The sequence below is a fragment of the Cellulomonas sp. IC4_254 genome (assembly GCF_011603975.1).
In the GTDB taxonomy this organism is placed as follows: domain Bacteria; phylum Actinomycetota; class Actinomycetes; order Actinomycetales; family Cellulomonadaceae; genus Cellulomonas.
This window is the reverse complement of the sequence record NZ_JAANNB010000376.1, coordinates 1-1,250: the sequence shown is the minus strand read 5'-3', so window position 1 is coordinate 1,250 and position 1,250 is coordinate 1. Positions and strand designations below refer to the sequence as shown.

At 77.7% G+C, this 1,250-nt stretch carries 1 protein-coding gene; it reads left to right on the top strand.

Annotated elements, in window-relative coordinates; all coding sequences use genetic code 11:
- Nucleotides 1–167 precede the first annotated feature (167 nt).
- Nucleotides 168–947: a MerR family transcriptional regulator gene (locus G6556_RS18885; RefSeq protein WP_166944688.1), complete on the top strand. Its 780-nt coding sequence runs from the start codon at nucleotides 168–170 to the stop codon at nucleotides 945–947.
- Nucleotides 948–1,250: the final 303 nt, after the last annotated feature.

The following is a 1,250-nucleotide window of genomic DNA, read 5'->3' as shown; positions in this document are numbered from 1 at the left end:
GAGGGAGGGAGGGGCGGCAGGAACGAGGAGGAAGAGGGCGTGGCGAGCCGGGGGCCCGGCGGCGCGGCGTTGTCGAAGGCGGGAGGTTGCGGTTGACGTGGCGTCAACGCCTAGCGTCGAGCAGCGACGGCGGATCGACTGCCGTCGGCGGAGGACGGAGCGGGCGCATGAGGACGACGGGCACCGAGCGGTGGACCACCGGCGAGGTGGTGCGGCTGTCCGGCGTGACGTCCCGGACCCTGCGGCACTACGACGCGATCGGGCTGCTGCGCCCGGCCGGCACCGCGCCGGGCGGGCAGCGGGAGTACGGGCGCGCGGAGCTGCTGCGGCTGCAGCAGGTGCTGGTGCTGCGCGAGCTCGGGGTCGGGCTGGCCGCGATCGGGGAGATCCTCGACGCCACCGGCGCAGCCCCCGCGCGCGTCCGGGTCGACCGGCTGCGTGCGCACCACGCCGCGCTGCTGGCGGAGCGGGACCGGCTCGACCGGCTCGCCCGCACCGTCGCCGCCACCATCGAGTCCCTGGAAGGGGGCACCGACATGCCCGCCGAGGAGATGTACGAGGGCTTCGACCACCGCCGGTACGAGGCGGAGGCGCGCGAGCGCTGGGGCGACGCCGCGGTGGACCGCAGCACGCGCGCCTGGGAGGACCTGACCGACGACGAGCGCGCCGCGCACCGGCGCGAGGGCGAGGCCGTCAGCGCGGGGCTGGCCGCGCTGCTGGCGGCCGGCACGCCCGTCACCGACCCCGCGGTCCGGGACCTGGTGGCGCGGCACCACGCCTGGGTCGCGCTGTTCTGGACCCCGGACGCCGGGGCGTACCGGAACCTGGCCGCGATGTACGTCGACGACCCGCGGTTCGCGGCGACCTACGACGCCGTGGCGCCCGGGCTCGCGGTGTTCCTGCGCGACGCCGTGGACACGCACGCGGACGCGGTCGCGGGCGGCTGACGGGCGGCACGAGGTCGGGACCAACGGCCCACCCGCGGGTGGGCGCACCGGGGCAGGCTGGTGCGCACGGACCACGGTCGTCTCTCCCCCGGGGCGGCCACCGGGCCACTCGCCCGGGGTCCGCTCCGGTCACCTGGTGACGACGACCCGTCAGCAGGTACCCCAGTCGAGGCACCATCGGCTCATCGCCCGGGCCGGTGGTGCCTCGACGTGCGTCCGCACGCCGCCCGGCCGACGACCGGCCGCCGCCCGAGGCCGGTGACGCCCCGCGGCACCGCGGCACCACCCACACCCCCGTCGCAC